Source organism: Acidovorax sp. GW823-FHT02H02 (assembly GCF_058797075.1).
This window is the reverse complement of record NZ_JBXAJH010000006.1, coordinates 208,673-233,080: the sequence shown is the minus strand read 5'-3', so window position 1 is coordinate 233,080 and position 24,408 is coordinate 208,673. Positions and strand designations below refer to the sequence as shown.

General features: G+C 56.5%; 22 protein-coding genes and 4 pseudogenes. 18 read left to right on the top strand and 8 right to left on the bottom strand.

Going from position 1 to position 24,408, the window contains the following annotated elements; genetic code table 11:
• Together AC1RDS_RS09285 and AC1RDS_RS09280 are read left to right on the top strand one after the other, a co-directional pair.
• Positions 1–187: hypothetical protein (locus AC1RDS_RS09285; RefSeq protein ID WP_139235519.1), on the top strand; the 187-nt coding region annotated here is incomplete at its 5' end.
• Positions 188–547: 360 nt separating this feature from the next.
• The gene (locus AC1RDS_RS09280) at positions 548–1,504 is read left to right on the top strand and encodes a toll/interleukin-1 receptor domain-containing protein (protein WP_233521269.1); all 957 of its coding nucleotides are present in this window, start codon (positions 548–550) and stop codon (positions 1,502–1,504) included.
• 308 nt (positions 1,505–1,812) lie between these two features.
• Here AC1RDS_RS09280 and AC1RDS_RS09275 read toward each other — a convergent pair.
• A pseudogene (locus AC1RDS_RS09275) lies at positions 1,813–1,968 on the bottom strand (DNA-3-methyladenine glycosylase 2 family protein); the annotation flags it as partial.
• Positions 1,969–2,459: 491 nt separating this feature from the next.
• On the opposite strand from AC1RDS_RS09275, the gene AC1RDS_RS09270 reads away from it, so the two are divergent.
• Positions 2,460–3,476, top strand: a complete 1,017-nt coding sequence (locus AC1RDS_RS09270) for a hypothetical protein (protein ID WP_492226859.1) — start codon at positions 2,460–2,462, stop codon at positions 3,474–3,476.
• A complete protein-coding gene (locus tag AC1RDS_RS09265) occupies positions 3,473–3,652 on the top strand; it encodes a hypothetical protein (RefSeq protein WP_092701684.1) in 180 nt (59 codons plus the stop codon). The genes AC1RDS_RS09270 and AC1RDS_RS09265 overlap by 4 nt, the downstream gene beginning before the upstream one ends.
• Positions 3,653–3,684: 32 nt before the next feature.
• Here AC1RDS_RS09265 and AC1RDS_RS09260 read toward each other — a convergent pair whose 3' ends face one another.
• From AC1RDS_RS09260 to AC1RDS_RS09250, 3 genes are all read right to left on the bottom strand, one after another.
• Positions 3,685–4,137, bottom strand: coding sequence for a helix-turn-helix domain-containing protein (locus AC1RDS_RS09260; RefSeq protein ID WP_066784489.1), 453 nt, complete (start codon positions 4,135–4,137; stop codon positions 3,685–3,687).
• Positions 4,138–4,344: 207 nt separating this feature from the next.
• Positions 4,345–4,668, bottom strand: coding sequence for an HU family DNA-binding protein (locus AC1RDS_RS09255; protein WP_066784487.1), 324 nt, complete (start codon positions 4,666–4,668; stop codon positions 4,345–4,347).
• Between the two features lie 72 nt (positions 4,669–4,740).
• Positions 4,741–5,541 (bottom strand): DNA/RNA non-specific endonuclease, encoded by an 801-nt coding sequence (locus tag AC1RDS_RS09250; RefSeq protein WP_066784482.1) that lies wholly within the window; start codon positions 5,539–5,541, stop codon positions 4,741–4,743.
• 300 nt (positions 5,542–5,841) lie between these two features.
• Between AC1RDS_RS09250 and AC1RDS_RS09245 the strand changes: the two genes are divergently transcribed.
• From AC1RDS_RS09245 to AC1RDS_RS09235, 3 genes are all read left to right on the top strand, one after another.
• On the top strand, positions 5,842–6,150 hold the full coding sequence (locus AC1RDS_RS09245) for a hypothetical protein (protein ID WP_092701687.1): 309 nt from the start codon (positions 5,842–5,844) through the stop codon (positions 6,148–6,150).
• Positions 6,151–6,247: 97 nt separating this feature from the next.
• A complete protein-coding gene (locus AC1RDS_RS09240) occupies positions 6,248–6,469 on the top strand; it encodes a hypothetical protein (protein WP_092701690.1) in 222 nt (73 codons plus the stop codon).
• 63 nt (positions 6,470–6,532) lie between these two features.
• Positions 6,533–6,904, top strand: a complete 372-nt coding sequence (locus AC1RDS_RS09235; RefSeq protein WP_233521205.1) for a hypothetical protein — start codon at positions 6,533–6,535, stop codon at positions 6,902–6,904.
• 353 nt (positions 6,905–7,257) lie between these two features.
• Here the strand turns inward: AC1RDS_RS09235 and AC1RDS_RS09230 are convergent.
• Positions 7,258–7,659, bottom strand: a pseudogene (locus AC1RDS_RS09230) (IS3 family transposase); the annotation flags it as partial.
• A gap of 192 nt (positions 7,660–7,851) precedes the next feature.
• Positions 7,852–8,862 carry a hypothetical protein gene (locus AC1RDS_RS09225; protein ID WP_492226858.1) on the bottom strand — a complete coding sequence of 337 codons (1,011 nt, stop codon included), beginning with the start codon at positions 8,860–8,862 and terminating at the stop codon, positions 7,852–7,854.
• A gap of 69 nt (positions 8,863–8,931) precedes the next feature.
• Here AC1RDS_RS09225 and AC1RDS_RS09220 point away from each other — a divergent pair, with 69 nt between their 5' ends.
• Together AC1RDS_RS09220 and AC1RDS_RS09215 are read left to right on the top strand one after the other, a co-directional pair.
• Positions 8,932–9,741, top strand: a complete 810-nt coding sequence (locus AC1RDS_RS09220) for a hypothetical protein (protein ID WP_133243646.1) — start codon at positions 8,932–8,934, stop codon at positions 9,739–9,741.
• Between the two features lie 1,001 nt (positions 9,742–10,742).
• Positions 10,743–10,852: pseudogene (locus AC1RDS_RS09215) on the top strand (transposase domain-containing protein); the annotation flags it as partial.
• Between the two features lie 156 nt (positions 10,853–11,008).
• Here AC1RDS_RS09215 and AC1RDS_RS09210 read toward each other — a convergent pair.
• Positions 11,009–11,869: a LysR substrate-binding domain-containing protein gene (locus AC1RDS_RS09210; RefSeq protein WP_492226857.1), complete on the bottom strand. Its 861-nt coding sequence runs from the start codon at positions 11,867–11,869 to the stop codon at positions 11,009–11,011.
• A 216-nt stretch (positions 11,870–12,085) separates the two neighbouring features.
• Between AC1RDS_RS09210 and phnC the strand changes: the two genes are divergently transcribed.
• Genes phnC through AC1RDS_RS09190 form a run of 4 tightly spaced genes read left to right on the top strand, consistent with a single transcriptional unit; the run spans position 12,086 to position 15,560 of the window.
• Positions 12,086–12,907 carry a phosphonate ABC transporter ATP-binding protein gene (phnC, locus tag AC1RDS_RS09205; protein WP_035242057.1) on the top strand — a complete coding sequence of 274 codons (822 nt, stop codon included), beginning with the start codon at positions 12,086–12,088 and terminating at the stop codon, positions 12,905–12,907.
• Positions 12,901–13,776 carry a phosphate/phosphite/phosphonate ABC transporter substrate-binding protein gene (gene phnD, locus AC1RDS_RS09200; RefSeq protein ID WP_024815577.1) on the top strand — a complete coding sequence of 292 codons (876 nt, stop codon included), beginning with the start codon at positions 12,901–12,903 and terminating at the stop codon, positions 13,774–13,776. The genes phnC and phnD overlap by 7 nt, the downstream gene beginning before the upstream one ends.
• On the top strand, positions 13,773–14,573 hold the full coding sequence (phnE, locus tag AC1RDS_RS09195; protein ID WP_492226856.1) for a phosphonate ABC transporter, permease protein PhnE: 801 nt from the start codon (positions 13,773–13,775) through the stop codon (positions 14,571–14,573). The genes phnD and phnE overlap by 4 nt, the downstream gene beginning before the upstream one ends.
• A 9-nt stretch (positions 14,574–14,582) precedes the next feature.
• The gene (locus AC1RDS_RS09190; RefSeq protein ID WP_492226855.1) at positions 14,583–15,560 is read left to right on the top strand and encodes a phosphonate dehydrogenase; all 978 of its coding nucleotides are present in this window, start codon (positions 14,583–14,585) and stop codon (positions 15,558–15,560) included.
• A gap of 617 nt (positions 15,561–16,177) precedes the next feature.
• Here the strand turns inward: AC1RDS_RS09190 and AC1RDS_RS09185 are convergent.
• Positions 16,178–16,870, bottom strand: a pseudogene (locus tag AC1RDS_RS09185) (ATP-binding protein); the annotation flags it as partial.
• 208 nt (positions 16,871–17,078) lie between these two features.
• Here AC1RDS_RS09185 and AC1RDS_RS09180 point away from each other — a divergent pair.
• The 5 genes from AC1RDS_RS09180 to AC1RDS_RS09160 all read left to right on the top strand — a co-directional run bounded on the left by AC1RDS_RS09180 (position 17,079) and on the right by AC1RDS_RS09160 (position 24,345).
• Complete coding sequence (locus tag AC1RDS_RS09180; RefSeq protein WP_492226854.1) at positions 17,079–18,980, top strand: hypothetical protein; 1,902 nt, start codon at positions 17,079–17,081, stop codon at positions 18,978–18,980.
• Positions 18,967–21,201: a hypothetical protein gene (locus AC1RDS_RS09175; protein WP_492226853.1), complete on the top strand. Its 2,235-nt coding sequence runs from the start codon at positions 18,967–18,969 to the stop codon at positions 21,199–21,201. The genes AC1RDS_RS09180 and AC1RDS_RS09175 overlap by 14 nt, the downstream gene beginning before the upstream one ends.
• Positions 21,198–21,830 (top strand): hypothetical protein, encoded by a 633-nt coding sequence (locus AC1RDS_RS09170; RefSeq protein ID WP_492226852.1) that lies wholly within the window; start codon positions 21,198–21,200, stop codon positions 21,828–21,830. The genes AC1RDS_RS09175 and AC1RDS_RS09170 overlap by 4 nt, the downstream gene beginning before the upstream one ends.
• A complete protein-coding gene (locus tag AC1RDS_RS09165) occupies positions 21,814–23,109 on the top strand; it encodes a site-specific integrase (RefSeq protein WP_492226851.1) in 1,296 nt (431 codons plus the stop codon). The genes AC1RDS_RS09170 and AC1RDS_RS09165 overlap by 17 nt, the downstream gene beginning before the upstream one ends.
• Positions 23,110–23,480: 371 nt before the next feature.
• A protein-coding gene (locus AC1RDS_RS09160; RefSeq protein WP_492226850.1) for an IS5 family transposase occupies positions 23,481–24,345 on the top strand; the annotation gives its coding sequence in 2 pieces (ribosomal slippage) (positions 23,481–23,899 and positions 23,898–24,345; 867 coding nt in all).
• Positions 24,346–24,408: the final 63 nt, after the last annotated feature.

Here is a 24,408-nt window from a genome sequence, read left to right as displayed (position 1 = left end):
GCAGGCGGTCCTGGATCGCTGGTCGAACCGCCGCCAGGTCATTCCACCGGAACTGATCGGGAAGATTGCGCCCACCAGGCTGGAGAGCATCAACTTGCGGGGTGTGTTTCGCTTCCCGGTTGACCGCTATGCTGACCAAATCCTGCCTTCGCGGCCAAATGCATCGATAACTGGCACCAATGGATGAAACCGACCACGGTTTGACGCCACGAATCGCAGATTTGAAAGTGAACAGGAAAGTCAATGAAATCAACGATCTACCAACACCACCTCCGCGCCAGTGCTAGCTTTTCGTACCGTCACTTATTGCACTGAAAACGAGGAGACCCCCTGCTGAGTTTCCTGCGGTGCCGAGCCGACTAAAGTTGATCAGAACGAGGGTGACGATTTCCACAATGAATACCTCTGACAAGGTGGGGGACGCTCTGCGGGCCACAGGTTGGAATTGTCTTTGCGGCGGCCTGGTGAAGAGACATGGGATGGATTCTTAAACCAGTCGTAAGATCAGAATCATAAAAATCAGTGTGGAGCCTTCATCTTGCCGAACGTGTTCTTCTCATATTGCCATGCCGATGAGGCGTTGCGAGACCAACTGGAAAAACAACTGGCCATGCTCAAGCGTCAGGGGGTCATCGAAACCTGGCACGACCGAAGAATCAGTGCCGGTCAAGAGGTCGACGCTGCTATTGACGACCACATCAATGGCGACGAGATAATTCTGTTGTTGGTGAGCCCCGATTTCATTGCCTCTGACTATTGCTACAACATTGAGATGGCACGTGCAATGGAGCGCCACAACGCCAAGGATGCCATTGTCATTCCCGTTATCCTACGTCCATGCGATTGGCACCACGCTCCATTCGGCAAGCTACTTGGCACCCCTCAGGATGGAAAACCGGTCACTCTCTGGCCTGATAGGGACGAGGCCTTTCTGCAGGTAGCGAAGGAGGTTCGCAAAGCGGCCGACAGGTGGCACAATCAATCGAGAGCGCTCTCGCAAACCGAGCGCTCCGATACAACTGCCTTGCCGCCAACTCAGCAGGCGGTAGTGGCTGGACCACGTTCGAGCAACCTTCGGGTTGCCAAGACCTTCACTCAGCTGGACAAAGACCGGTTCCAGATTGATACCTTCGAGTACATCGCGCGCTATTTCGAAAACTCTCTGAAAGAGCTCCAGGCAAGAAACCCGGGCTACGAAGGTGTATTTCGTCGGATCGACGCTAACCGGTTTGTTGCAGCCATCTACAAAGATGGCGAGGATGCCGCAAAAGCGACGGTATTTACTGGCGGGCAAATGGGAGCAGCGATCTACTATAGCCAAGGCGATTCGTTTAGTGGGAACTCTTATAACGAGGCTCTTTCGGTGCAAGCGGACGACCAAGCTCTTTTTCTTACGAGCTTAGGGATGTCGTTTCGTGGACGACAAAAGCAGAAGCTATCGCAGGAAGGTGCCGCAGAAACTCTCTGGGAGATCGTTATAGGGCCGCTTCAGCGCGGAAGATGAATTTCCAGTGCATTCTGGCGCTACACCTGCACTTGTTGATCCGTGGCGGCGGACCTCGTCGTAGCCAACGGTTGAGTTGGGCTGGTTCCAATCATCAACGCTATTCGACAGGCTGTTGGTTTCTACCGTATCCAGCTCGGCCAGTCGCGCTTAGGTGGGGAGCCTAGTGGAAGCTTCTGCAACAAGCTCCAGCGGTTTGCGATCGGTGCGAGCCTCTGGTAGAAAAGGTCACGCCATTCGGCGAGCGGGTTACTCAAAGGGTATCGCGAGGGGGTACCACCTCTTGCCCTGTGTCGTGCGCAGCTAGCTGCCTGCGAGCGAGTGGGTACTACGTCGTCCAGGGTTGCCTGGGCGATGTTCAGGATCGTGGCGAGCTTAGCAGCGGAGAAGCCGCAGCTAAGCTGTTGTTCTGTGGGGGTTGCGAGCAACTGTGCGGGGCTTGGGAAGTCGCTAATCGGATAGAGTTCCCCGCTTTTGCACGCAGTTGCTGACGGATGGAACAAAGTACGTGCTCCGCTCGGATGCGCTGTTTTCTGGATAGAACGGCCATCGTTGCTTCAGCTGCAACCATGGCTCGATGAAGTGTTGTCGCATCCCGGACCATCATGTGGTCGCTGGTGAAGCAGGTGCGGGCGCTCCCGGTCGTGAGGTTTTGTCACTGTAGGTCGCGGCCAATCACGCGACAGCAAGGCTTGCGTCGCCTCAATTTGCCTCAGGCAAGGCCCGGACTGGCGTCTTATCGCTAATTATCCGGATTTTGATAATTCATATTGTGAAATATTCACCCTGACGCCGCCCACGAATTGCAGTGCCCCAAGCGTGGTCGGCCTCCACGCCAACCACCGGCCCGATGCCTGGAAAGCGCAAGCTGCAGCTGAGGTATGTCTGCTCCCTGCACCAATATTTGTTGTCCAAACCTTGAATCTGCTTACAGTGAAGCCAAAGGAGGAGACAGATGCAGGTCATACCGAGCAAGATGGGTCGCGGTCTTCAGAAATCACTGCTTTCGGCGCTCGCGGTCGCACGCCCCTTAGCCTTGGTCGCAGGCGCACTGGCACTTTCCAGTGCCGCCATGGCCTTTCAGATTGCGCCCATGGGCTCGGCATTTGAATCCAAACTGACCAACGAGACTGAAGACTCTTTGGCGGATGTGGCTGGCAGATTGGGTGTGCTCATCAAGGGCCGTGTCCATGAAGAGATCACCCAGATTGCCATGGGCTGTCCGGTCGAGCCCGCCAACCTGGCACAGGACACTACCTGCAGCATCCGAGACCTGCCTTTTGTGACGCCCTATGTCATTTACGGTGTCCGCTGGAATGATCTGCCACCGTTCAAGCTGTTACCCGATGAGGGCAATTGCACCTACCTGGGCAAGTCGTGCATCGTGGGCCAGACCATCCGGTTCTCCACGCAGCCGCTGTGCTGGTACTGCCTCTTCAAGGACGCGGAGAAGAAAGCCCAGATCAAACCGATTGTGGGTTGCAGCAAGGCCCCAGGTACTTTTCACGGCAATGTGATGACCCGATCACACTTCGGAGACTTACAGTTCCTGCATGCGATGGCCAGCGAAGAAGGGGTGCACCCTGGTGCAACACGGGCCAAGGTGTTGGACTGGCTGGAGTTCGCCTGGAAAGTGTCCTCGCGGGAGATCAAGCCCGATACCTTTCTTCGGGATATCGATAACGCAACACTGAAGGAGCACTTTGGGTGCACGCAGTGGCGGGTCTCCGATCTCTACATCCTGGGGCACCAGGACAAGCTGCTTCCCTACCTGCACCATGTGGCGTTCGGGTCCGTGCTGCACACCGTGCAGGACTCATTTGCTGGTGCCCATTCTTCACGGGAGGCCAGCCACCCGGCGGTGTGTGCAAGGACACTGCTTTTGCGCAGCCTCGGCGAATTGTGGAACTCCATACCTATGGCGCCCAGGATGGTGGTCTGCACGATGAGCAGGACACCCGGGATGCCATGACCCGCGTGAGTGCTGCAGACAAGTGGCCGGACGCGGTAGAAGCCACGCGCAATCTGGCGCGTTTCTATGATGACCGCGCCAAATGGACGGATGTCCAACCCTACATGCAGTGCCTGTTTGAACTGGCGGATGAACGCAAGGACTCTTCACCAGGAGAGCCGTATCGTCGCCGCTGAGGGCTTGGTTGGGGCAACTTGCCCTCACCCACTCACTGCGGACTGAGCAATGCCAGAGCCTTGCGCTTGCCGAGCTTGAGCACCTGGGCAATGCGCTCTAGCTGCGCAGCCCGTGGGTGCACCCGACCTGATTCCCACTTGTAGACGGATAGCGATGACGCGCCCAGCAGCAGAGCCATCTCTTTCTGTGTGATGCCCAGCGCTGCTCGTTTTTCAACAAGGGTCTGTGCGTTGAACTGGATCTGTCTTGGCTTCTTGGATCCGGTTTCTTCGATCGCAGCTTTGGCTTTGGGCTCATCCGCTACTTTGATCTGGCGTCGAGAGGACTTGAGCTGAGAGGTCAGCGCCTTCACCTCGCGTTTCAATGCGGCGATCTCGGACCGATGGCTGGTGATGGCCTTGCGCATGCCCTGCAACTCGGGCTTGATTTCCTTGCGCGCCATGCGGGCAACTTCAGCGCGAAAGGCATTGGAAAAAGTGTTCATTGGCTCGATGGTAGCGTTTGTGTCGACACACCGACACACCGACACACCGACACACCGACACACCGACGGACCGACGGACCGAGGGACCATCTGCCGAACTGGGTGGGCGGAGTCCATCGAACCAAACGGCCAAAACAAAACCGCCAGCGGCACTGGGCCCGTGGCGGTTTTGAATGCAGTCATGCGGTCAAATACGCTGCGGCTTACTTACTTACTTACTTGCCTGCCTGCCTTATCCGCCTTGCGCTTTGCAGCCTTGGGATCCACCACCGCCTTGAACTTGGCGCCCGCCACAAACTTCGGCACCGTGCTCGCAGGTATCTTCAGTGCTGCGCCAGTCGAAGGGTTCTTGCCCGTGCGTGCCGCACGCTTGGCGGACTTGAAGGTGCCAAAGCCCACCAGTTGAACGGCATCGCCCTTCTTCACGGCGGTCTGGATGGTGTCGATCAGAGTGTCCAGTACGGCATTGGCTGAGACCTTGGACAGATCATTCTTGGCGGCGAGGATGGCAACGAGGTCGGCACGGTTCATGGATGCTCACAATGCATAGAAGTTGAAAGGGCCGATTTATAACGCCCCCGCTGACACCTGGCTTGCGAAGACTCAATGCTGCAGCGCACTTTTTGGCAAAAACTCCACCCCCGTCCTCTTGACCAACTCCTGATAGCTGATCGGCCGACTCACTGTCTCACCTTCCCGGTTCTCTTGCCAATGCGCCCAGGCCCTTTGGGTGGTGACGTCATAGACCAGCTTGTACAAATAGGTGGGCACCTTCACCCCATTGGCGCCAATGCGAGGCCCACTGTCTGTGAACACCGGCCCGGTGATTACAAACACATCCCCTTTGGCCCTTCGCGCATAGCGCCGCGTATCTTGCTCAATCTTGTTCCAGGCGCCCCCGTTCTGTTGGGGGTTCTGGGGAACCATATTGGCCAGGCTGAAGCTTTGTGCCATCGCCGTTGGGGTAGGCATGTCCCCCGCAGGTGCCATGTGCCCGCGGCTGTACCCAGAGTTCTTGTAGTCCTCCAGTTCCGCTCGCTCACCACTGGGAAGTCGCGCATCGGCAAAGAACCGCTTGGCCCGCTTCTCATCGGCATCTTCCACACTCTGGCGGTTCAAGCGCTGCGCCACAAACACGGGCGTCCGGGTGGTACCACTGTGAAGCACGGCAAAGGCTTCATAACAAAGCTCCCGCAACTGAGGTCGGGGTGTGATTGCAGGGGGAACCCCATTCGCAAAAAACTGAGGGCACTGCGCAAAGCTGGTGGGCTGCGGTGTGAACAGGGCCCCACTGTCGAACTGCGGCGAGCGAGCCCAGGAGAGATTCGGACTGACACTGGCCAGAGACAGGACCAGCGCGGTGGCCAGGCGAACACGGCGTGGCCAAGAAAACAATCGGTTCACGGGAATGGAATGAGCAAAAACTGGAGTCCGATTGGAGCATCCTGGCCGCCCGATCTCAGGCTTGAATGGACGCAATTCGCAGGGATTTACAGTTGCTTGCACCCCTGAAAACCGTCACCCAAAAGGGCTCCAAGGGGGGAGCCAGTTTGCTTGGCTAACAGTGCTGGAAGAACACCTCCCATGGCAGCAGCACCCGCAAATCACAGCTTCACAACCAGTCCCCGAGGGTTCTTGCTGACATGTACTCTTCCAAAGAAAGCTGTATATTTGTACAGTACATCAACACATTGGAGAACTGCCATGGAAACCATCGAAACCACCTACACCGTCACCCTGCGGGACTACCCTGAAGAACTGCCCGCCAAGGAGCGCATTGCGGCCGAAACCCGCTACGCGAAAGTATTGGAAAAGCAACTGGGCGGACCAGAACAAGTGGCTGCGGCCCTGGACACTCTGAACAACTTGGAGGAGTCGCCCCCTGAGGTGGTGTCTCCCGGAGATCTCACCTTGCTCAAAGCCTGGGGCAAGGCGAGCACTGCAGCCAAGCAGGCGGGGTTCCGGGATCTGGGGGAAGGGGATGGGGCGTACTTCGAAGTACGGCTGGGATGAAGGTCGAGATCCGCTGCCGTTGGCGGAGATGTCGCAGGCGCGCCGGCGGGCCAGCACTCCGCATGCAGTCAGAAGCAGTGCGGGTTGAGGCGACACCATGACGATCAATTCACCTTGGAACTACCCGACGTTGCTCTGCACGCCGCCCTGGAAGATTGAGGGGATGTTCCAGACAGAGACCGTGTTGCCGCTGGAGCCTGAGGCGTACACGATCACCCAGGAAGGCGAGATCTGGCGGGTGACTGTGAAGCATTCGGGGTCGGTGCTATACGAGGGGTCTGGACCCGTGGAGTTGGTGGAGTCGCCTGCGCCGTTTTGAAGAATTGGGATTGCACAGTACCAAGTACCAGTTGTATGGTGCAACAGACAGCAAGGAGTCGATATGTCGATTGACCGCGCCAACTATCCAGGGGTACCAGAGGACTTTCCGGTGACTGCAGCTCTGTCTGCCGTTGCGGGCGCCCAGCCCAAGATGAGCCTGGTTGAGGAAGGCGGGGAGTTCTATTCCCCAGGCACTTCGCCGTCAGAGGTCATCGCTGCTTTCCAGATGTGTGACGATCTGGTCTCGCAGATGGTCCGGTACTGCCAGAGAAAACTCGCGACCTTTGAGGGGAATCAGGAGGCGACGGTGAAGGCTGCGTTGAAAGGCCTCCTGGCCAAGCGATGGTGCACCGACGCGCAGTGTGTGTGGATCATGCGCAGGGTGGTGGACGAACTGCAGTGGTCAGTGGGTGAGAGCGTTTGGGGCATCTAATGGCCACCCAATCTTCCGAGGTGAGTTTCAGTGCTCCAGAGCCTGGGGGGCATGACCATTTGCGAGATGGGGCGGCAGCGGAAGTGCACCAGGGCTACGAAGCCGACGACGGCCCTCTCTCGCCTGTGCAGATAGTGGCGGTGCAGGCGGCGGCCGATGAAGACCTGCCCAAGGGGGCTGTTGTCCGCAGAAGTTGTCTGTTTCCTTGGGTTGGACACGGAGTTGGTGAACCTGGTCGCCTCTGGCCAGAGTTCCAAAAAATGCGGGCTCTTTAAACGAACGTCCGCGTTACACAAAACACTGCAATAGCGGTCCAGAGACTGGCATCGCTCGATGTCGGCTCTGCAGCGTTATAGGGCTTGCTCCAAGGCATCGAGTACGAAGTCTGTGCGCATCGAACTGCTCACCCGCCAGCCCACGATCCGCCTGGCAAACACGTCGATCACAAAGGCCACATAGAGCCAGCCCTGCCAGGTCGAGACGTAGGTGAAGTCGCTTACCCACAACTGGTTGGGCCGCTCTGCGCGGAACCGACGGTTGACCCGGTCTAGAGGGCACTGTGCTTTGCTGTCGCTGGTGGTGGTTCGTACGACCTTGCCGCGCATCACCCCGCGCAAGCCCAACTGCCGCATCAGCCTCTCAACAGTGCAGCGGGCCACTGCCGTGCCTTCACGCCTGAGTTGCCGCCATACTTTGTCGGCGCCGTAGACCTGCATGTTGGCCTGCCAGACACGTTGAATCTGCGGCATCAGCAAGCTTAAAGCGCGTCATCAGCCCGCATCAACTCAACCGCAGCAGTGTGCAGCGCGAGACTTCGGACGTCTTGTTCCTGGTGGTGTGCCATGTTGAGTACCAAATTTCCTCACGTATGCCGCCAGAGGTCTAGAACAATAGGTCGCTTGACTAAACCGCGGTCGTTGCATTCAATACGGGCGCTGGCGGGGTGCTTAGCCACCGGTCAAAGGCCCATGGTGCGACTGATCTCTTGGGCAATTTAGATACAGCGTTCTGGCGGCGGACTGAACCGTCTCTGCGCCTGACATCCAGCTTGCCATCAATGATTGCGAATATTGCTTCCAAACTGAAGCGGCGACATCAATAGTGACGTCTTGTCCGAGTTCATGTAATGCGAGTTGGACATTGCGCGCGTCTGATATCTCATCCTCCTCCAGCTGCAAAGCCACATTCGCGTCACTGCTTTTTTGGATCCATTGGGCTAAATCTGACTTAAATTTCTTCGCATCTTCGTCCATCAGTTTGTCGAAATCGGGACTTCCAAATTCACGACCTACTGGGGCCATTGAGTCCCATGCCAAATCTTCGTCAGAGGGTTTATACCGAGCCCCAGACATTGAAGTTGCCGAAATTTGATCCCCTGGGCCTATCCAGAACTCGTGATACCCGCATTGCTCTGTAAACACTGCTACTCGATGAATGGCCCCATCAGCGGGTGTTTCGCCTACGTAAAACGCCCGCCGAAACGTCAGATCAGAGCCATCCTTAAATTGGACGTGAACACTGCCATCTGAGAAATCCGCCGCCAAAAGGTTGTCTTCAACAATGTCTGCGGCAGAGCGGCCAAGCCTCTGTGAAAGTGCAATCTGCCAGTACTCCAGCATACCGACCCAAGGCATGACTGCTTTTTTCCTAAGATGATCAAGCTCCTCTTGGGCTGCAGACCGGATATCGTGCTGAGATGGAGCGCCCTCCTCACTAAAGATGCGGTCTAGGTATGCTCCTCGCGCGTCCATGGTTGCGACTGCGTAATCAAGCCAAGACTGGAAATCCGTCGGCGGGGCTGGTGTACTCATATCAAACCTCCATATTTCGTTGAGGACTTCAATGACATCCATTGGAAATCGGAATGGGTAGATCTTCTGAATTGGAATAACTGGCAAGTCCGGCACCGGAGTCGGTAGCTTCTTGGAATGGCTGGCTTTGTTGGCCAGAATACACAAGATACTCTCAGGCGTGCGCGCACCGATCCAGAACGCGGTCTACGCGCTTTTTCAACCTCAAGCCGCCGCATGACCACACACGCCGATCAGCAACCATCGCACGAGCCACATCCGACGACACGCTGTGCTCTCTGCCAGGAGCACCGCGCCTTGCGGGAATCCCATATCGTCCCGAATGCCTATTTTCGGGCGATGAAGAAGGGCTCCAACGGAAAGCTCATTTCTATGGACACGTCGCCCGACTCCGTGGCCATGTCCAGCCAGGACAGCCTCTCCGAGCCGCTCCTGTGCGCCGAATGCGAGGAGCGCCTTTGTAAATGGGAGACGCCGTGGATCCGCAAGCTCCGGGTCACGGCCAAGCAGTTCAAGGCCGGTGTGGACGAGGTGGCGGTCAAGGACCACGACCACGCGTCGCTCAAGTGCTTCCTGGTCTCCATAATCTGGCGAGCATCCGTCTGCTCGCGCCCTGAGTTCTCCGAGGTGACGTTGCCCGGGCCCGTGCTGGAGACAATCCGGGCGGATCTGCTGGCTGGGAACGCGCCACCGGATGGCGTGATCGGTGTGCGTATCCGCAAGCTGGTGGACCCCACCGGCCAACTCGGCGATCTGGAGCGGTTCGTCTTCACCCCCGCGCGGTTTTCCGAGGGGGGGATCCAAGGCTACAGGCTCTTCTTCGCGGGCTATGTGGTTGACTACCTGACCTTGAGGGTCACACGCCAAGTGGCCAAGATCCGCGGCTTCCTGCGTGATGCATCCACCATGTCCATGCCCTCCATCTCGTGTTTCGATGTTCGCGAGTTCATGCGGGTCGGGCGGTCGATGGTGCGCAAGCACGTGCGGGGTCAGACGGCCTTCAAGGGTGCCCCCGCGGCCAGGTAATCCAGAGGCGGCACGACACCTGGAACTCAGGCGCACGTGCCCTCATAGAGCTCTCGCACGAACTCCGTCACGTCCTTGCCCAGCGCTTCCAGCCAGAGCTTAAGCTCGACCACGTCCAGGTGCCGCACCCCGGTCTCGCACTTGCTCACCTCGGCCTGGGTCTATTCCAAACGGGTCGCCAGCTCCGCTTGGCTCACCCGTGCCTCGACGCGCTTGTCGCGCAGCAGCTTGATCATCTGCTGGTACTCGAGGGTGTAGGGGGACTTCTGCATCGGCGTCGGGGCCCATGAGCTTGCATGCGATCATCGAATATGCGCAAATCGCACAATTCACCGTCCTATTTGGCGTGAGTGACGCGCGTCCCGGCGCGACGATGGTTATCGCCGGCGTACAGCCGTGTCACTTCTTGGACGCCAGGACATGCCGACCCGTCGCCAGGTCAGCCCGCGAGCCTCACGCTGATTCGGCGCCTTCGAGGTCTAACTCGTCGTCTTCGATCAGCACCATTTCGCCATCGAGCGGCCGGTCGCTCATGACGGACGTTGGCACGCAGGCGCTCCAGCATCATGCGGCGCCTGCGCGCGCAAAACGCCTCCAGATCCGCAAACACACTCGGTCACTCAGCGCTTTTGGCACCTACGGGACTTGGAGTTCCGATGGATTCACCGTTCGAGCCAAGGCTGCCGAGTGGACGTGAGAAGCGGATTGGCGTCTCACTTAATTCGGTAGCGTCGCATCAATTCGAGAACCCGACACCTCTGGCCAGAGTTCCAAAAAATGCGGGCTCTTTAAACGAACGTCCGCGTTACACAAAACACTGCAATAGTGGTCCAGAGACTGGCATCGCTCGATGTCGGCTCTGCAGCGGTTGCTGTCGGTCGCGGCCGTGACCTGAGTTCACGGTGCCTGGCACAAAGCTGTCATTGGCTCACCCAGCAGCGCGGCAGCATCGATGACCGGTATCGAGGGAGCTGCAGTCATGGTCTAGCACACGTCTCCCCATGAACGGGCACGACCCTACGCCTACCTGCGCGATGTCATGGCACGCCTGCCCATGCAGCCCGCCACCCAGATCGGCGAGCTGCTGCCATACCGCTGGCAGTCAGCCTGACAGCGCATATTCAGATACACGACCGCGCCCCGCAGTCAAGATGGGATCGCCGCGCGATTACGGGCGTCCTACAACCCTTAACTTAAGTCGGCCTACAGGCGAACAGTTGCCCCTCGGTCCCATGCCCCACGGCTGCATGGAATCCAAGTTCCATACCTAGGCAATTTTCTGACTTACGCTATGCGCCAAACCCAGGAAGGTCGAGATCAGAGGAGCTTGATGCCGCTCCTTTCTACAGATGAAGTGCACCTGTGTCACCATGCTGGTGTCTGAAATAGTTAACTTAACAAGGCGAGGATCTGGCCTGTAGGCTGTTTCCGCCACGACGCCTAGGCCCAGCCCCTCCGCCACCGCCTCTCGAACGGACTCGCGGCTGCCCATCTCCAGAGCCACCTGCACCTCGACGCCTCGCTCCTTTAGTTCTTGTTCAAACACGCGTCTGGTCGTCGATCCTTCCTCTCGGATGACGAACCTCTGACCCTGCAGATCACGCAGTTTGAGAGTGGCCCGTTGCGCGAGTGAGTGTTGGGTGTTGCCGAATATCACCAATCGCTGGGTACGGTAAGCCGCGCCAAATAGATCTGGGTGAGCGACGTGATTGAGCACCATGCCCACGTCTCCCTGGTAGTCAAGAATCTTTTCGGTGATGGTTCGCGAGTCGCCTACGCCAACAGCCACGTTGACCTGGGGGAACTGTTTCATGAACAGCTTCAACACGGGCAGCACGTTGTGCGGCCCGATGGCATGGATGACCAGTCGCCCTACGTATTGATTTTTCGCAGCAGCGAGCAGTGCGTGCGCATCTTCCTCGCCACTGAAGGTACGCCGGGTGTAGTTCAACAGAGTGCGTCCAAAGGACGTGAGTTCAAGCCGCCGCCCGCGCCGATGAAAAAGCTCCACGCCGAAGTCGACCTCCAGGCGCTGTATGTGTGAAGAAACAGTCGGTTGTTGAATAGCGAGCACTCTCGCGGCAGCGGTCATGCTGCCGGCTCGGGCCGTTGCGTCAAAGGCCTTCAAGGCTGCGAGGAGGCTGAGTCCAGACATTGATGTGATCTATGGGTGCCCTCATTTTTAGGGATGAAAGTTTCATATTCATGACACCTTGGTCACCCAGACTTGAGCTGTGCTTCCACTGAAGCTGTTTCTTCCAGAACCTCCTCTTTCCCGAGAGATACCTCTGACCACTTGAGTCCTGGTGTGCGTCTAGCGCACCACAACAAATGAAACCGAGCTATGAAAACTGCAATTCGCGAGAGCCATCTGAGCTTGCGGGGTATCACGGTGACCTATGCCGATGGTCACACAGCGCTTGCGCCCACCTCGCTGGAGGTACAGCATGGCGGGTTCCTTGTGCTGCTGGGCGCGTCGGGCGCGGGAAAGTCAACGCTGCTGCGCAGCATCAATGGCTTGGTTAGCCCCACAGACGGAGAGGTGTCGGTGGCCGATCTGCCGGGCGGCACCGTCTCAAAACGCAACCTTCTTGAGCATCGGCGCCACTGCGGCATGGTGTTCCAGCAGCACCACCTGATCGGGCGGCAAAGCGTGCTGGCCAATGTGTTGATGGGCAAGCTCGCCACCCGCGGATCTCTGGCGTCGTTGTGGCCTTGGAGCAAGGCTGACAAGCTGGAGGCGCTGGCGGCCATTGACCGCGTAGGCCTGCTTGAGAAAGCCCTAGCACGGGCAGACACCTTGTCTGGTGGGCAACAACAACGCATTGGCATTGCGCGTGCCTTGGTGCAAAAGCCCCGCCTGCTGCTGGCCGATGAGCCGGTGGCCAGCCTCGACCCGGCGACCGCGCAGAGTGTGTTGACCCTGCTTCACGACATCTGCAAGAAAGACCGACTCACGGCCATCGTGAGTCTGCATCAAGTCAACCTCGCGCGCATGTTCGCCGACCGCATTGTGGGCCTTCGCCAGGGCCAGGTGGTGTTCGACGGGACAGCAGCGCAGTTGACGGAAGAAGCCCAGTCTGCCCTGTACGCGAAGTCGTCACCTGCCAACATGGGCAGTCAATTTGATTCCCCCTCTCAATCCAAGGAGTTTTTACCGTGCTGAATCGTCGCCGTTTCCAATTTATCGCTGCCGTCACTTTGGCCGCCCTGTTGCCACTTGGCGCCCATGCCGAGGGCAAAAATCCTTCCAAGCTTCGCGTTGCACTGTTGCCGGACGAAAACGCCGCCACCATCATTCAGAACGCACAGCCTCTGAAGCGGTATCTGGAGCAGACCCTGAAGAAGGAAATCGAGGTCACGGTGACCACGGACTACTCGTCGATGATTGAAGCCATGCGCTTCGGCCGCATCGAGGTCGCCTACTTTGGACCGTTCTCTTACGTGCTTGCCAAGTCCAAGGCGCCCAACATTGAGCCATTTGCCGTTGGCGTGGAGCGCGGCTCGCCGACCTACCAGTCGGTTCTCATCGCCACGGCAGGCGGCCCGGTCAAGACCCTGGCTGACGTTCGTGGAAAGCCTTTTGGCTTTGGCGATCAGGCTTCGACGTCCAGTCACCTTGCACCGCGCGCGCACTTGCTTAAAAACCACCAACTGAACGGCGAGACTGACTACCGCCCCGTTCACCTGGGCACGCACGATGCCGTGGCCCGAGCTGTTCAGGCAGGGCAGGTTCCCGCCGGCGCTCTGTCAAAAACCATTCTGGACAACCTCATCGCAAAGGGCATGGTGGATGCCAACAAGATTGTGCAACTTGAACTGTCGGCACCCATTCCGAACTATCCCATTGCGATGCAAGGTAATCTCACGCCGGAGCTCAAGGAAGCCATCCGAGCCGCCTTTCTTCAGATGAAGGACGCCGAGATTCTCAAATCATTCCGTATCGAGGCCTTTGCCGCTACCGATGACAAGGCCTACGACATTCTTCGCGACACAGCACAGATTCTCAAGCTTGATCTGGGACGCATGAAATGACATCGGTAGCCTTGGAATCCATCATTGCCATTGACGGACAGCGGCGACTCAGACGGCTGGGCGCAGCCTGCGTAGTCCTGCTCGTTTGCACGCTGGCATTGTTTGTCACCGGTTTCTTTGACGCGCAGCGTTTCATCGAAGGGGCTCCTGCCATTCAGCAGTTGGCCTCTGAGATGGTGCCGCCCAACTTCGCTCGCTGGGAGCAATGGGTCATTCCACTGCGCGACACCTTGGCCATGTCGATTGCGGGAACGGCCTTGACCGTTCTGGCGTCCTTACCACTCGCGTTGATTGCGGCGCCCAATACAGCGCCGAATAGGGTGGTGGGACGAATTGCCCGAACCATCCTGGCCGCATTTCGGTCTGTGCCTGAAATTATCCTGGGCATTCTGTTCGTCGCGGCCGTTGGTTTCGGCGCTCTGCCGGGTGTGCTGGCGTTGGCCTTGCATTCCACCGGTATGGTGGCCAAGTTCTTCGCCGAGGCCATCGAGCATGTGGACCCCAAGCCCCTGGAGGCCGCAACGGCCGCTGGGGCAACCCGGTTGCAGGTCATCACACACGCGGTGCTTCCTCAGGTGATGCCACAACTGGCCGACATCACGATCTACCGCTGGGAATACCACTTTCGGGCATCGGCTGTGATGGGCATCGTCGGTGCAGGCGGCATCGGCTTTGAACTCATGGCGGCTCTGCGGCTGATCAAGTACGACGAAGTCTCGGCCATTCTGCTGTCCATTCTTGCTTGCGTCCTCGTGGTGGATGGCATTGGTTCGGCACTTCGCAAACGTCTTAAGTAAAGAGAGAGGATGGCAATGATGCCGAGAATTGTGGTGACGCAGCCCATTCATGAAGAGGTACTGGCGCGTCTTATGCAGGTTGGTGAAGTGGTGATGAATCCCGGTCCTGAGCCGTGGAGCGAGGCCGAGCTCCACCGTCATCTGAAGGATGCCGACGCAATGATGGCTTTCATGCCTGACCGGGTAGATCAGCGAACCCTGTTGCACGCTCCCAGGCTCAAGACCATCGCTTGCGCCCTGAAGGGGTATGACAACTTTGACCTCAAGGCATGTGCGCAAGCCGGTGTCAGCGTGAGCTTCGTTCCTGACCTGCTCACAGAACCCACGGCAGAACTCGCCATTGGGCTGGCCATCGCCGCCGCGCGCCATGTGCTGGCAGGTGACGTCAGTGTTCGCAAGAGCTACGCAGGATGGCGTCCCCAGCTGTACGGAATGGGGTTGCACGGCTCGATAGTGGCGGTCGTCGGACTTGGCGCCGTTGGGCGGGCCATTGTGGACCGTCTCTGTGGCTTCGGGTGCGCTCAACTGCTGGGCGTGGACCCGCATGGTGATGACGAACGCCTGACCATGGTGAGCCTGGGTGAGGCCCTGTCGCAATCCGACTATGTCATTCTGGCCGTTCCGCTGCTGGACGTAACGCGTCACCTCGTCAATGACACCATGCTTGAAGGTGTTCGGCGGGGGCAGATCCTGGTCAACATTGGGCGAGGCTCGGTTGTGGACGAGGCTGCCGTGGCACGGGCGCTCAAGGACGAGCGCCTGGGTGCCTACGCCGCCGATGTGTACGAGATGGAAGACTGGCTGCTGGCAGACCGTCCACGCCAGATTCATCCGGAACTCTTGCAACACCCCTCCACGGTTTTCACACCCCACATTGGTTCGGCGGTGAAGAAGGTTCGCCGAGCCATCGAGTTGCAGGCTGCTGAAAATTTGCTCGTTGCGTTAAATGGTAATGAGCCGCTTGCACACTACGAGGCATCGCACTGAGCGGCTCATGTGGCAGCTTCGCACTGCTCGGTGCAGCCATGAGGTCACCACACCAGAGAATGCTTTTGGACGTTCTATGGTTCTGGCCGATCTAATTCTTTGAGAAGACCTTGGCTACGTGTTTCGGACCCGCGGGCCAACTGCGGATGCTCTTCGCAATGGTTCCGATAAGCCGTGCCGCCAAGTATCCGGGGTGGGATTCCCCCGGTTTCTCGGACGGTTTTCTGGGATCGTTGCCTACATCAACACCGACCGCAGCGGGTCGGGAGAACCAATTCATCCTTGGTGTGATCAGTTGCTCCTGCTACCTTGCCCGGCTCGCATCAATAGAGTGACCGGTCTGAGCAACAAAGCGGTCGCTTGAGACCCTGCTCGGCCAATGACCAGTTGCGCAACACGCGAACTTTCAGGCGTTAGGTTCGAGTGTCGGAGATCAGCCTGAAGCGGCCAAGCCCAGGTCGGTTCTGCAACGAATGCTGCGGCCGTGTCCGCACCGCGATCCGGTCCCTGCGCTATGTCGATCATCCGGGACTCGGCGTTCTCGCCGAAGGGCGGGCATCACAGCCTTTGTGGTCGCATTAAATATTGTAGAGTCTTAAAAATTATTGTAATTCACAACCCCCACCCACCAGTGCCACCGCCGATGCCGTGTGGTGCGGCTGGCAGGTGGGTCGCTGCGCCCAGCGCGCGGGGGTGAAGCGCCCGGCCAGGCTGGCCACGGCGGCGCTCTCCAGGGCCTCTTCCATGGTCATGGCCGGCAGCAGCCCGGCAAAGCGCTGGGCCAGCATGGATTTGCCGGATCCGGGCGGCCCCATCATCAGCAGGCTGTGCCCGCCAGCGGCCGCGATCTCCAGTGCGCGCTTGGAGGCCGCCTGGCCCTTGATGTCCGAAAGATCGGCATAGGCCACCTGCGTGGCCAGCGGCGCGGGTTGCAGCAGACACCAGCCGTCGTCCGGGGCGCTGGCGTCGTCCATGGATTCCTGGCTGCCTGCCGGCAGGAACTGCCGCACGACATCGAGCAGATGCCGGGCGCGGTACACCTGTGCGTCGGGTACCAGGGCGGCCTCTTCGGCACTGCCGGGCGGCAGCACCAGCCGCACCGCCACGCCGTGGGCCCGCAGTGCCAGGCTCGTGGCCAGCGCGCCGCGCACGGGGCGCAATTGCCCGGACAGCGACAGCTCCCCGGCGAATTCATGGCCGGCCAGGCGGCCCGCGTCGATCTGCCCGCTGGCGGCCAGGATGCCCAGGGCAATGGGCAGGTCGAAGCGGCCCGAATCCTTGGGCAGATCGGCGGGCGCCAGATTGACCGTACTGGTCAATGTAGTATTGAAAATGATCGGAGTACGGGAACGCCCATGTACAAAAGGATCAGGCCGCATGGTACCTTGAGCACGTTCGGGTAGGACAGGAGTGAGAAGGGGTCCGGCCGTACTGCGGGGAGCCGCCCGCTGGACCCCAGCATGCGAAGAGTTACTGGCACTTGCCAAGTGAAGGTGAAAGCCGCGCAGAAAGACTCAGATGAATTTGACTTTTCATACTCAGCACAAGCTGCACAAGCGGGTGTACCTGCCAAAGCGGATTCTTGACATCAGCGGCGCCGGTTTAGACATCAACGGATGGCTTTTCGACGTCCTTCAAAAAAGAGCAACACTCAGCATTCTTGTCCCGGAGCAAGATCAGCAGGTTCAAGTGGTGCTTTCAACGCTATCCGCTATTTTAAACGACTCAGCTTGGTGCGCAGCAGCAAATACTAGTCTGTCCAAAATGGACGTTCACAAAGGTATTTCGGCAATAGAAGCCATGGAGACGGCCTTGGGCAAATGCGGATTTGAAGCCACTATGTTAGCCCGCAGAGCAGGTCGCCTTCGACTTTGGATGACCAACGGCATGATTGCCCTCGGCATTCCTAAAGCGGATCGAATCCCATTAATGTACAAGAGTCGCTTCCAAATCAAGCGCTCTGCTCCGCGCGGACTGATCAGTGACTTGCCGTCTGCGGAAGGTAAGGTTCGGAGGTTTCCCTCAGGCGCAACACCTCATGAAAACCTTAGGGAACTTAAAGCAAACGAGTTGCAGCAAAGAACAAAGGACTTGGATGACGTGATTGCTGCCTGTCAAATTGAGTTAGATCGCCACGAAATGATTTGGAGCAGGTTGAAGGTGCTCCTTAATGAACCAGATTCTTCCCTTAAACCCTTGCTTATCGCATTGATACAGGGCGATGGGAAAGTCATTCCAGAATGGGTCCGACAAGCTTCACCATCCAAGTTAGCTTCAACGTACTTCATGGTTCTGAACGAACCTTCTTTCTGGCTGGCACAGGGCAAAAAACCGATCTGCACGCCAGGTTTCGGGATAGTGATGGATTATGTTGACCACGCCCTCAATCAGAAATTACCGCGCTATAGATTGATCGAACTTTTCGTTCGAGAGATCGGATCGCAACGTGTCATGCTTTCCGTGCTGCTCGCGCTGCAATGCCATACCGTGTGGAACTCCAATACGGTGCTGGATCTCGATTTCGACGGCATAACTGCTGTCGACGATCATTACACTTTGCAAGCGTTTAAATCCAGGACTGGTGACAGCAGCCCAATTGTCGAACTTAAGAAAGAGCAATTAGTGCCCTGGAAGGCATTGCAATTTCTTCTAAGGCGGCATGCATGGATGGCTTGCAACAAATGGCTGCCGAAGGATGAGAATCGCTTGTGGCTCAACCCAGTCAGTATTCAGAACGCACCAGAGCCTCTCGCTTACGTCGGGTGGGGATCTGCGCTCAGAGAATTCACGAAGCATCATGGGTTGCCAGCGTTTTCCCTAGAACAGGTAAGAACACAAGGCCTATCTCTGATCGCCCTAGGAGCTGGAGGATTAAACGCAGCTCAGCATACGGCTGGGCATCTGGGGATTTCAACCACTGGACACTATCTTGATCAGGAAATCTTCAACCGAATTTGGAGTTCCATCAATTACGAGTTTCAACGTCGGCTCGACTTAGGAGTTAAAGTCGATTACGAAATTGATACTCCCGAACGTCGAGTGGAGTTCAACATACACAGAAAATTGTATGCGCCGATTGGGGACGGCAGCTCTTGTGTCAATCCAGCTTTGCCTCCCGTTGAAACAGATTTGCTGAACGGCACATGCATAGGACGTTCATGCCACGCTGGAGACGGATGTAGCAATCGTACAGTGATAATCACAGAAGAGAGTCTTGAAGCAGCGGTTCGAACGCGCCGCTTTTATCAAAGCTATTGGACCAAGCTTGTCCACGAGAATGCAGATCGCTTTGTTGCGGTGCATTTGACGGCACTCGTATTCAACCAAGCCATTCTTCACATTGTGAATAAGGGCCCTCATCGATCGCGCCTAAAGGCAATTGAAATGAAAATTGAAGGAGACGAAAATGCGTGGATTTAGCCAATTGAGAGCGTTTGAAGCAGATGAACACGCCAAAAGGGCTTCCATTGACAAGCGCGTGGTCTTTAATGGTACGAGCTTAACCATCCAGAGCCAAAGGAGATCTGACGCATCTGGCATTTTCATCGTCCCGCTCGATGAACTCCGTCTGCCTCCAACTGCATGGGCGCCCCAAGGCACGCGCGTGATCGATCGACCAGACTTAACGGACGCCATTATCGGCGCCGTTCGGGTCTATCTGACTCGTACCGGGGAATCAAAGTCCACTGAACTGAACATTAGAAGTATTGTTAATTGCATGGCAAAATTGTTCGAGTTTGGGTGGCTCCATGGTGCGTTTAAAATTTCTGATTGGACGGAAGAAAATGCCATGGCTCTACGCGAATTGCTTTCTTCAGGGGGGTGGCAAAAGGCATTGCAGCTTGAGTCTCGCGCTCATTCACTGCTTCAGCAAACACATGTAGAGAGCGCAATGCGCTTCGTAAACAAATCTGGGGGAATTTCTAACGAGTTCTTTGCTGCTCTCGGCTCAAACGTAAACGTTAAAGAATTTGCGGGGAATGCAAGGCTGGTTGAAATTGCACTCTCACTAACGCTGAAGAAAGGAAGTGTAAGTAATTCGTCTCAGGGCATGGGGCAGTCATTGCTTCGACAAACGATGGGGTGGATCAACCTGCTCGCAGATGTTCCAGGCCCTTCGGGCCTTAGGTTCACTCCTTTCGAAAATTCGTTCAAGCAAAGCAAGAAGCACGGACGACCAGGGGGGCGCACCTCGAATTTAGCGCCGGAAGAAGTTGGCCAGCTTCTCAAAGAGGCTAATAAGTGGATTTACTCCCACAGCAAACCCATCCTTGAGCTGTTCAAAGAGATGAGCACAGTTGCAGGACAAGCACCCGATCTCCAAGCCGAGCAAAACCAGTTGAGAAAAGTTCTCGCGCATTCGACGAAAAAGCAAGAAATCCTCAACTTGCTTAACGTAAATGACGTCGTGCTGCGGCGAGCCGCATACGCTCATTCGGAAGAATTGTCGGTTCGTCAACTGGCGCAGGCACTGTTCGATGCGTGCTTTATTGTGATTGGGTTCTATAACGCCAGACGAGCGGGAGAAATTGTCGATCCCATGTACGGTCTTTACTATGACGCGCTCCAACCGTTCGACCCCGCCCTCGGACTTTATGAATGCGACTTCTACCTTGAAAAGTACCGTAAAGATTACAAGAAGTTCTTTGTAAATAAAGGTACTGTTGATGCCATTGGTATCTTGAAGGAGATGTCAAAACTAGCGATTGAGCTACGCATCCAAAGAGGTTGGGTTAGTGGCGAGGGAGGCCATCCAAAAGAAAGAAAGGTGTGCCAAATTCCGCAATTTGACGCGCCAAGGGAGACTACACCGAAATGGTTTGTCTTTAATGCAGGATTGGATGGTGCATCGAGATTTTTCTTCATCAGAGCAATGGGAGCAGATGCTTCCTGGCACGTTCGACCGCACATGCTACGAAGAGCCTACGCGCTAATAATGCATTACCGTTACGAGAATTCAGAGCTTATGGCGGTAAGCTTTCAGCTAGATCACGTCGCAAGTGGTGTGAATGAAACAATCACTTATCTTACAAATCCCTCCAAAGCCGACGGTAGAGTGAAATTAGAGCGATTTGGCCCGCCATCAGAGCGCGTTAACCTTTTAATGCAGAAGGAACAATTCGGCCTTGATGCAGAGTTAAAGCTAGTCGCGCATGAAAAGCTTCATCAATTTGTTTCTGACTTGCTTGCAGGCACCAATAAAACCTCAGGAGGCCTTTCTAGGTTAATGCTGAAGTTTCATCAAAAGCTCAGCGGGCGTCTTGACTATGCCTCATTAGACATCGTGAAGAAGGTTGACGCTCTTGTATTGGCTGTTGAAAGCCGCGGACAGACGCTGCGACCCTACCCACACGGAGACTGCGGGGCTCCGACCGAAAAGCGCGCGCGGATCGCGCGCTGCTTCGATGAGAAGAATGGCGTCCTCGATCGCGCAAAGGCCTCGCCGGAGACCTGTCATAAATGCCCATTCCACAGAGCGTCAGCAGGACACGTAGAAGGCCTGAAACGCGAGAAGCTCTGGATTAGCGCCCGCCTTTCTGAATTGCCTGCTGGAATGCTTCGGAACAAGCATAGCCAAGATCTCACCAACTTGGACAAGGTGATAACTTTCCACGAGAAGCGTTTGGGAGCCACGGCGTGACTATCGTGCAAAAGCCTCGTAAGCCGACAGTCGCTTCCGATAATCATCACCGTGCAGTGACGAACATTGAGTGCAAATTGTCTTTCGCAACTATGCTATTAAGGATGTGTGAGAAAAACGAGAAGGGGCTTGCGGACGAGATTCGCAAAGTCCTTCCGAAGTCTCTTCGTGCTTTCAATCAATGGGACGCTAAGGCGATCCCCACGGGCTTGGATCTGCCGACAGCTAGTTTCAAGAGCAACGCCTCTGAAACCCTCTCGGGTGTAAGCAGCTTGTTGAAGCGTGCCAACTTGATTGTGGCGTCCACAAGAGCGTTGAAGCTGCAAGCTACCTCGACACCATCCAAGCTGGAGTCAATGGCCGGCCTGAAACGGCAGCTAAAGTTCGCCGAAGTTTTGCGAGGCATCGCAGAGGCCGAAGCGATTGGTTACTTGCGTACGGTGAGGCAGCTACAAGAAGAAGTTGCAAACCTCAAGAATGTCGAGGCCACAAACAGAAGAGAGATGCTCCTAGTTATCGAACAAAAGAATGAGGAGGTTGCGGCACTTCGCAAACAAATAAGTGAAGTCGCACACACAGCACCCAAAGTGACGTCCTTAAGGGTGGCGCGCGATGCATCGAAAGACTGATTTACAACGTTGGTGTAGCGACGTTAAAGCTGCTGACGCGTTTCTAATCTACGACGTGCTTTCCGGAAAAGTTGATCAAGAGCTTACTGATTACGGACTTTATTTGCTTGACAAACTCGGTCTTGCAAAAATAACAGCGCACGGAATACTATTAAACTTAGTCGTTTTTAGGCGCTATCTTGATCGCCACGGTGTGATGCTAAACGATGTCACAGATCAGGTGCTGACAAAGTTTCGTGATTCGGAGAAAGCTTTGGTGATGGCAAATCCCAAATCGTTCCGCAAGGAAAGCTACGCCGAAGATACTGTTAACAAAAAGCTTCGTTGCGTTTACAAATGGCTGCTGTGGCTGCAAGACAATAAGCGAATTCGGTCGGGGGCCGTCGGACCAGTTGCTGCTCGAGTTAATTCGTGCGTAAGTACCTTGGCGGAGCAGGTTAGGAAAGCGGAGAAAAGAACGACGTCCATTCTGGCCGTCTGTCCTTTACTCTTTAAAAGAAGCGCGAGCTCTGATCGCCATCTTTTAAAGCCAGTCGTTTCTCGCTCACAGCAAGAGACGATGGTTGAGCGATTTATGAATGCAAAACAGTCGGAGTACGTTCGGGAAAGAAATGCATTGATGGCGGACATTGGTGCGGAGATAGGATTCAGAAGAGGCTCCGTGAATTCACTTCGAGTTGACCAATTCGATCCAGAAATAATAAGAAATGTTGATGCCGACGCTATCAAGGTCTTGCCAGTGCGCCAAAAATTTGGTTACGACAACGAATTCGACTTTCCGACTTGGCTTGCATTGCGAGTTGTCGAATTCGCTGAGGGTCCGCTTGAAAGGTTCTTGGATGAGAAGAAGCTTGCAAACTTTTCCGGGCAACTGTTCCTTTCAGAGAAAACCGGTAAGCCGCTGACAGATGGCGCAATTACCCGCATTTTCTCTGGTGCTGCGCGTTCGGCGGGCGCCAAGAAGGGGGCCGCTTATCATTCAATGAGGCGCCTTTATGCCGGGGAAAAAGTAGACGCTGTGATCAGCGATCTCTTGGAAAAAGGCATGGATACGAGCACTGAATCAATCGCTCGCACAGTCGCAACGTCGATGGGTCAGAGAAATTGGGAATCACTGTTGCCTTACGTTTCGCGAGCGCAATCAAATAGTGGTTTGTCCCGAAGAGCAAGCTATCGGGAAGTGAAAAATACGCTTGAAGCGGCGCAGGCCGAAGCCGATCAACTTCGGAAAAAAATACAAGAACTCGAAGCTAAATTAACTGCATCGAGCCGGCGATAAGGGCTTAAGCAACGGTGAATGAGCAGCTAGTACGTCCGCTCGTTCTGCAGCTCGCGATCGGCACCGCCACCACCGCTTTGCATACTTTGCGTACTTTCAGTATCCGGACGACATCCAGTGCAGCGACGGCGGTGGCTTGTTCGTAAAGCCGGAGCTAGTCGAGGCTTTCGCGGCAGCCTGCGAGGAAAGTATGGCGATCAGGAAAAGTATCAGACACGACACAGAGGACACGATTTAGCATCAACGTCAACGGTTGTGCCGTGTTCTAAGAACCGCGTTTGGGCCGGGTCCGCGGATCAGCTTAAGGATTTATCCTTAAATTGAATAAACTACGCCCCGAACCGAGTTGTGATCGGCGAAGGATGAGCGCAATGACCAAGGCCCACGCCGATTCATGGGCGGTGACGGATGAGTTTCGGAAGCGAGTGGGGCCACTGGTGCCGCAGCCCGGGCGAGATCCGAACAAAGAGTACCTGCGCCGCGCAGGCGCGGGGCGTCCCCCGAAGGCACCCCGGCTGGTGTTCGAGGCCATCGTCTATGTGCTCAGGACGGGCTGCCAGTGGAGGGCGCTGCCAGCCGAGCGCTTCGGCAGTGCGAGCGCGGTGCACCACAAATTCATGCAATGGTCCAGGGCCGGCTTCTTCGAGGCCCTGTGGAAAGCGGGCCTGGCCGAGTACGACGACCTCGAAGGCATCGCCTGGAGATGGCAGAGTATTGATGGAGCGATGTTCAAGGCGCCCCTGGCCCAGGAGGCGGTGGGGCGCAACCCGACGGATCGGGGGAAAAAAAGGCAGCAAGCGCCACCTTCTGGTGGACGGGCGTGGGGTCCCCTTGTCGCTCGTCGTGACAGGAGCCAACGCGCATGATGTGACGCAGCTCGAGGCCGTGCTGGACGCCATCGTGGTCAAGCGCCCGCTTCCCCAGCAGCGCCGCTCCAAGCACTTGTGCGCTGACGCCGGGTACCGGGGCAGGAACGCCATGAGGATCATCCTGGCCCATGGCTACATCCCGCATGTGGTGGGCCGAAAGAGCGAAGCCGATCAGAAGAAACGAGACCCCGGGAAAAAGGCGCGCCGCTGGGTGGTCGAAGCCTGCCATGGCTGGTTCAACCGGTTCAGGAAGCTCCTGGTGCGCTACGAGAAGCTCGAGCACACCTTCCTCGCGCTCAACCATTTGGCCGCAGCCATCATCGTCCTGCGCAAGATCAGGCTGCCGGTCAATATTATTTACGGATAAATCCTTAGCCAGCGTTGACGCGTTGAGCACCCGCAGATCTCGTAGTAGTGGTCCTCGCCTTTG